This window comes from Methylobacter sp. (assembly GCF_004322395.1).
Classification (GTDB): Bacteria; Pseudomonadota; Gammaproteobacteria; order Methylococcales; family Methylomonadaceae; genus Methylobacter_A.
Genome location: NZ_SCTW01000060.1, coordinates 140,104 through 147,239, shown reverse-complemented (window position 1 = coordinate 147,239; position 7,136 = coordinate 140,104). Strand labels below are relative to the sequence as shown.

Below are 7,136 nucleotides of genomic sequence, written 5' to 3'. Positions count from 1 at the left end.
GACTTGTTTTGCTAAATCTATACCTACCCGTTTAATATTCATTTCGGACTCCTCCGCTAGTTTGTCTGATATTCAATCCTATCAGTCTGGCACTTTGATGCCGATACAAGGTGGGAGGAGGAGTCCATCCCATTGGTTTAGTGTAGCCACTTCACTATTCGACTTTAGCAGCGAAAAATGGCTTGGCAATTAATAAGTATTCGTCAGTGTTCGCCCTTTTCACGACGCACAACTTCGCGTTACTACGTTATGCACCATGCTCCTGTGATGACTTGATGACGCTACGGATGGCCTTGAATATTAACTACGCTCACTATACTCCTTCATTACGCATTTTCTGATTTTTGCAGCGCATTCCATGGCGCAACTTTAAGCAAAAGCAACATTCCCGGCACTGCAACCACAAAGCAAAACAAGAAAAAACTTACCCAGCCGAACCATTCAACCAAATACCCCGTAGCAGCATTGGCAAAAGTGCGCGGCACCGCTGCCAAGCTAGTGAATAAAGCAAATTGAGTGGCGGTGTAGAGCGGGTGCGTAGTGTGGGCGATAAAAGCAACAAAAGCTGCAGTGCCCAATCCCACCCCCAAGGCTTCAACACTAATGGCAATAGCCAGCCAAAGCAGACTATGACCTACTATAGCAAGCCATGCGAAACCTAAAATCGCAACCATCTGCACTAAACCAAAAAGCCATAAGGCACGGTTAATGCCCAGTCTAATCATCCAAACACCACCAAGCAATCCTCCGATAACACTTGGCCACAAACCGGCATTTTTAGCGATAAGTCCAATCTCTGTTTTGCTAAATCCCATATCGAGATAAAACGGCGTAGCAAGCGCAGTAGCCATGCTATCACCCAACTTATAAAAAAAAATGAAAGCTAGCACTAAACCTGCTGATTTTAAGCCGTTGCGACCAATGAACTCTTGAAAAGGCTCAACCACTGCCGCTCGAAGCGTCTTTGGCGCACCATTTTTAAGCTCTGGTTCACTCACGAAAAGCGTCATTACAATACCCAGCAACATGAACAATGCGGTGATAAAAAATACGCTTTTCCATGGTAAATGGTCAGCCAGAATAAGAGATAAAGACCCCGGTATTAAACTGGCAATTTTGTATGCATTTACATGTATAGCGTTACCCAAGCCTAATTCGTTATCCAGTAATAATTCGCGTCGATATGCATCCAGCACAACATCTTGCGAAGCACTAAAAAATGCCACCACACAGGCCAAATAAGCAATTGTCCATAAATCCAAGCCAGGATGCAGCGCACCAAAAGCTGGAATAGATGACAGCAATGCTATTTGTGAGATAAACAACCATCCGCGTCGCCGCCCAAGTGGCGGAATGTAGCGATCAAACAGCGGCGCCCAAAGAAACTTCCAAGTAAACGGCAATTGAATTAGCGCAAATAAACCTATGGCTTTTAAATCCACTCCTTCAGAGCGCAACCAGGCAGGCAACAGTCCGATTAGAATATACAGAGGCAAACCGGAACTAAAACCGGTGAAGATACAAATAAGCATACGCTTATTAAGGAACACCTGTTTGATATCGGTATTATTTATCACGGGACATCTCTAACATTCATACTTTGCTACTATTTTGGACTTACACCAATATTTTAAGCCACAATTAACCTAATAATTAGTGCTACATCTTTATTCCTTAACAAAGCAAAGAAAGCAATAAGAAAACAATATTGAGAACCATCTAAAACATCATGTTCAGCAAATTGAATTACACATAAGAAAAAGGCCGAGAACCAATTCAAGCTCTCAGCCTTACAGAACTACTGCATCGTCTTTTAATACGGCATTTCAGCAATATCAACCATTAATCAGATAATGAGCAATAATACTTGCTACATAACCACCTGCAATCGCAGGCGTCCACTTCAAGTGACTGAAGAATGTATATTTATGGCCAGATTGACCCATTAACGCCACACCCGCAGCCGAGCCGACGGATAACAGCGAACCACCAACGCCGGCAGTTAAAGTCACCAACAACCACTGATACAAGCCCATATCCAGATTCATATTCAGCACCGCAAACATAACAGGAATGTTATCAACAATCGCCGAAATCACACCCACCAAAATATTCGCCGTTGTCGCGCCCAAGCCATCGTACATAGCACCAGACAATAATTCAAGATAACCGATATAGCCTAAACCGCCAACGGCAAATACCACACCGAAGAAAAATAACAAGGTATCCCATTCGGCATGACGCACTTTATTGAAAATATCAAAGCCCTCTTCGCCCTCAATAGAATAATAGGTTTTCAAACGATAACCATAAAGCATCAACGCAGAAAGGCCGACCATCATACCCATAAATGGAGGCAAATGCAGAGCTTGCTTAAAGCTTACCGCCGTAACGATAGTCAGCAAAAACATTACACAAATTACAATCGCACCCGGCTTTAATTGCACCGCTGCTTCATCAGAAGCTTTAGGTTGCTCATCGGGTACAGCAAAATACATCACCGCTGCAGGCACTCCGTAATTCACCGCCGACGGAATGAATAACTTAAAGAAATCAAAAAATTCAGCATACTCAGCTTGCCAAACCATTAAAGTTGTGATGTCGCCAAAAGGACAGAATGCACCGCCTGCATTCGCAGCAACCACCAAATTAACAAAACCGATACTGACAAATTTAGGATTATCCGACCCTACCGCCATAACCACTGCGCCGACCAATAAAGCCGCTGTCAAGTTATCAGCTACAGAAGACAGGAAGAATGTAATAATACCGGTAATCAAAAACAGTTTGCGATAGCCAAACTGTTTTCTTACCAACCAGGAACGCAAGGCTTCAAACACATTACGCTCAGCCATGGAATTAATATAAGTCATCGCAACCAACAGAAATAACATTAGCTCCGCATATTCCTTTAGATTGTATTCGAAAGCTTCATGCATATCTTCGACAGAAACACCTGCTTGAGCCGCTAAAACAGCAGCATTCGCCCAAATAATACCAGCCGCCAAAATAACCGGCTTGGACTTGCGTAGATGGGTAAATTCTTCGGCCATCACAAAGCCATAGGCAATGATAAAGATCAGAACCGTATAAATACCCCGCTCTGTCCCCGTCAAACCGAGGCTTTCAAAACCACCCGCCATCGCCATTCCAGGCAACAGCAATAGAGACAACAACACAAATAATGACCGTAACAAAATAACCCCCTAACTTTTATCTCAAAAAATTAACCAAAAACACCCAAAATTTAGCCGACAATCTTAGCATCATACAATAACCTTTGTCATTTTATGACCCACAGTATATGATTATTGGTCGTAATTAATTGTCTCTATCGGGCACTCAGCCTCATTTATGTATCAGTATAACGACAACGACCAAACACTCATTGAACAACGGGCGGCACAATTTAGAAGGCAAACTGAAAGCTTTTTGAAAGGCCAAATTTCAGACGACCAATTTCGCGCATTGCGCTTAATGAATGGTCTCTACGTACAAACTCACGCCCCAATGTTGCGGGTAGCCGGCCCTTATGGTCTGCTTAACTCCAAGCAATTCAGGAAACTGGCTCACATTGCCCGGACTTATGACAAAAACTACTGTCATTTTACGACCCGGCAAAACATCCAGTTTAATTGGCCTCAATTGGAACAAGTTCCTGACATTCTTGAAGAATTGGCCAGCGTCCAAATGCACGCGATCCAAACCAGCGGCAATTGCCTTAGAAACACTTCATCGGACCATTTAGCCGGGGTTTGTGTCGATGAAATTGAAGATCCCCGCCCTTATTGCGAGATTATCCGGCAATGGACAACCCTTCATCCGGAATTCGCCTACTTGCCGCGCAAATTCAAGATTGCCGTCAGCGGCGCAAAGCATGACCGTGCCGCAACTCAACTTCATGACATCGGCCTGCATCTGGTAAAAAATGATGCTGGAGAAATCGGCTTTAGAGTGTTGGTTGGCGGCGGTTTAGGACGTACGCCTATCATTGGGCAAGTCATCAAGCCCTATTTGGAAAAGAAGCACCTGCTATCTTACCTGGAAGCCATACTTCGTATTTACAACCTGTTCGGACGCCGTGATAACAAATACAAAGCGCGTATTAAAATTCTGGTCAAAGAATCCGGCATGGAGCAGTTCTCCGAATTGGTCGAAAAAGAATGGCTGTTGATCCGGGATAACTTGGAACTTGACGCCGCTCGCATTGAAGCTATCAAAGCCCAATTTGCACCACCAGCCTACGAAGCGGACGCCGCACAAGACACCAGCTTTGCGAAGCTGCAACTCGAAAACAAGGCATTTTCTACTTGGGTTAAATACAACACTGCCGATCACAAAGTACCCGGCTATCGCGCTGCATTTTTATCGCTAAAAGCGCCGGACTCCCCCCCGGGCGACATGACCGATACGCAACTTGACGCCGTTGCCGATCTGGCCGACCGCTACAGCTTTGGTGAAATTAGAAGCACGCACAGGCAAAATCTTATTTTTGCCGACGTTAAACAAGCGGATCTATTCCCGTTGTGGCAACAACTTGATGCACTGAAACTGGCTACGCCGAATAACAGCACCGCAACCGACATGATTTGCTGTCCCGGCCTTGATTTTTGCTCACTCGCTAATGCCGGAACAATTAGCGTTGCCAAAGAAATCAATGAAGCGCTCGATGACCTGGACTACCTCCACGACATCGGCGATGTAAAAATCAACATGTCCGGCTGCATGAACGGCTGCGCGCACCAAAGCGTCGGCCACATCGGCATACTGGGCGTCGATAAAAAGGGCGTAGAATGGTATCAGTTGACTTTGGGTGGCTCCTCGGAAAACGAAGCGGCTATCGGCGAACGGCTCGGACCTTCCATTGCCAAAGATCAAGTCACCAAAGCCGTCACTACCATACTGGATGTTTATATCAAGCAACGCCTGGATGATGAGTCTTTCCTGGACATGGTAAAACGCGTTGGCATCAATCCATTCAAAGAGCAAGTTTATGCAAATAATTAAAGACAAACAGATTATTGATGACAGCTGGAGCTATATTGCCGATGATGCCGATCTGAAAGACGGCGACATCAGCGTTTCGTTAGCCCGCTGGAAAAAAGACAAACAAATGTTGCTTAAGTCTAATAGCCGGATAGGAGTTAGAATCGGCCCCGCCGATTCGGTTGAAGATATCGCCGCCGATTTAAAAGACATTCAATTAATTGAGCTGGATTTCCCCGCCTTTGCCGATGGCCGCATATTTTCTCATGCCTGGCTGCTAAGAGGCCGCTACAACTATCAAGGCGAAATCCGGGCGACCGGTCATTTCATGCGGGATCAGGTGTTTTATTTATCGCGCGTCGGAGTTAATGCGTTCAGCCTTGAAAAAACCGAAGACCTGCCTGTCGCGCTGTCTAACCTGAATGACTTTAGCGTCAATTATCAAAAATCGATCGTTAATTTGCGTTAATTCACCACGAAAGCACGAAGAAAATTTGCCGGTGGCGCGAGTTTAATCCCGTATGCCGCGCCGAGTACCGGAGCTTTTGGCGAGAATAGCCCGTAGGGGTGCGGCAGGGATGCCGCACGTTGACGAAGGGGCAGGAGCCCCTTTCGTCAACCCTCGTCGAAAGCGAGGAACGCAGGAACCAAGCGGCAACCGGGTCGCCTTTTCTTTGGATACTTTCTTTTGGCGAAGCAAAAGAAAGTATCTCGCCGTCGGGTGCGAGAACCCGATTAAATCAATTGTCGCGGCAGCGACCACATTGTTAATGTTGTTGTGATTCCCGTTGGAAATGTTGGGCTTCATTGCATTCAGCCCAACCTACAGACCTGTATCCAGCGTAGCGGAATACAGGATGATCAGAGCCACGAAACTACTCGTTAATATACCGGGTCATCTGAAAGAGATGATTGTATAACTGGCTTATTTATTTTGTATCTTTTTATGGTTTTTTTAACTAATTCAAAAAACCAATTCGGTGCACTTGGAGATACATATATATTCTCAATAAGGTTAGACAGTCTGATTTTTTCAAATTGGCCATTACCAAAATTTTCTTCATCTACCTCTTTCTGTATCGCCCTCAACTCTCTTTCATGCTCAAAAGATTTTCTTTTATATAAAAATGCCAAATATGGGTCATATTCTGGAATAAACTGCTCGTTATAATCGACATAGTTAACAACTCCAAGTTCTGACTTACCTTCTAATTCTTTTTTTAACTTTTCGTAGGTTGATTGAATGCAAACAGCTTCCTCAGATTTAGAGTAGAGCTCCCACATGGCTGCTGATTCATATTCATTCATATGCCAGCAACTAACTGCTACTTTTTCACGAAGACCTTTTACTGTATTTGAAATATTTTCTGGATTTTCTTCACTTTTATAGATTAGTGGTCTTAATTCTTTATTGATTTTCGAGAATGTTCCTTCAAAGGGATCATTTAGGATAGATATACATGAAAAAAATAAAGCCTCCTCCTCTAACATTGAAACAAATTTCGTAAAATCCATGTATCTCCAGATTTTTTGATCAACGTTGTTTATCGGTTCGAGTGAAGGGTGGCGATTTAATTTTAGCTGAGCAATACCTTCTTCTCTTGCTTTCAAAGCGAGCCTGAATGCCCCCTCTTCGCCATATTTTTTAACTGAGAAGCTTCTATTGGCTGATTTTCCGCTCCCGGTTGGCCACGTAGCCTGCCAGTTTTCTACCAGATACTCTTTTTCACCTTTTTTTCCGGTATATGAGCTTCTACTAACACCTAATACACCCGAAATACTTCTTTGGGTAGGCATTTTCCCACCCGAAATAACATGAGTAGTTCTATGATCATTTAAATATTGAGTCTTTACAGCGTCTCTAAAAAGCATAGCTGAAGCAAGTGCTTTTTCCTTGCCGCTATATTTCCTATCATTAAAAAAATGATTTAAAGGCTTATCGTCACGGCGAAATCTAACCCACCATCCGTGCTGCCCCTGTTTTTTGGGGGGCTTAGGAAGTTGATCAATGCGAGTGATGTTGCTCAGATCCTTGTCTTCACTCATATTTTTATTAACTAGGCCTAACGTGAAGCTGACACCTTTTTAGATGCATATTAATTTCAATCCAGAGTGAAAAAGCCACCCCAGAAATCCGTTAGTCATGATGC

General features: G+C 44.0%; 5 protein-coding genes. 2 read left to right on the top strand and 3 right to left on the bottom strand.

Annotated features, from left to right (window positions below; genetic code table 11):
• Positions 1–326 precede the first annotated feature (326 nt).
• A complete protein-coding gene (locus EPO18_RS09255) occupies positions 327–1,577 on the bottom strand; it encodes an AmpG family muropeptide MFS transporter (RefSeq protein ID WP_292433075.1) in 1,251 nt (416 codons plus the stop codon).
• Positions 1,578–1,835: 258 nt separating this feature from the next.
• On the bottom strand, positions 1,836–3,143 hold the full coding sequence (gene nhaD / locus EPO18_RS09250) for a sodium:proton antiporter NhaD (RefSeq protein WP_292433077.1): 1,308 nt from the start codon (positions 3,141–3,143) through the stop codon (positions 1,836–1,838).
• A gap of 211 nt (positions 3,144–3,354) precedes the next feature.
• On the opposite strand from nhaD, the gene EPO18_RS09245 reads away from it, so the two are divergent.
• Positions 3,355–5,007, top strand: a complete 1,653-nt coding sequence (locus EPO18_RS09245) for a nitrite/sulfite reductase (protein ID WP_292433074.1) — start codon at positions 3,355–3,357, stop codon at positions 5,005–5,007.
• Positions 4,994–5,455 (top strand): DUF934 domain-containing protein, encoded by a 462-nt coding sequence (locus EPO18_RS09240; RefSeq protein WP_292433073.1) that lies wholly within the window; start codon positions 4,994–4,996, stop codon positions 5,453–5,455. The genes EPO18_RS09245 and EPO18_RS09240 overlap by 14 nt, the downstream gene beginning before the upstream one ends.
• Positions 5,456–5,868: 413 nt before the next feature.
• On the opposite strand, the gene EPO18_RS09235 is transcribed toward EPO18_RS09240, so the two are convergent.
• Positions 5,869–7,032, bottom strand: a complete 1,164-nt coding sequence (locus tag EPO18_RS09235) for an AP2/ERF family transcription factor (protein WP_292433072.1) — start codon at positions 7,030–7,032, stop codon at positions 5,869–5,871.
• Between the last annotated feature and the right edge of the window lie 104 nt (positions 7,033–7,136).

What these genes read in the sequence shown, in the direction of transcription:
- nhaD (WP_292433077.1), bottom strand. Translation starts at nt 3,143, where the DNA reads ATGGCGGGTGGTTTTGAAAGCCTCGGTTTGACGGGGACAGAGCGGGGT.
- EPO18_RS09245 (WP_292433074.1), top strand. Translation starts at nt 3,355, where the DNA reads ATGTATCAGTATAACGACAACGACCAAACACTCATTGAACAACGGGCG.
- EPO18_RS09240 (WP_292433073.1), top strand. Translation starts at nt 4,994, where the DNA reads ATGCAAATAATTAAAGACAAACAGATTATTGATGACAGCTGGAGCTAT.
- EPO18_RS09235 (WP_292433072.1), bottom strand. Translation starts at nt 7,032, where the DNA reads ATGAGTGAAGACAAGGATCTGAGCAACATCACTCGCATTGATCAACTT.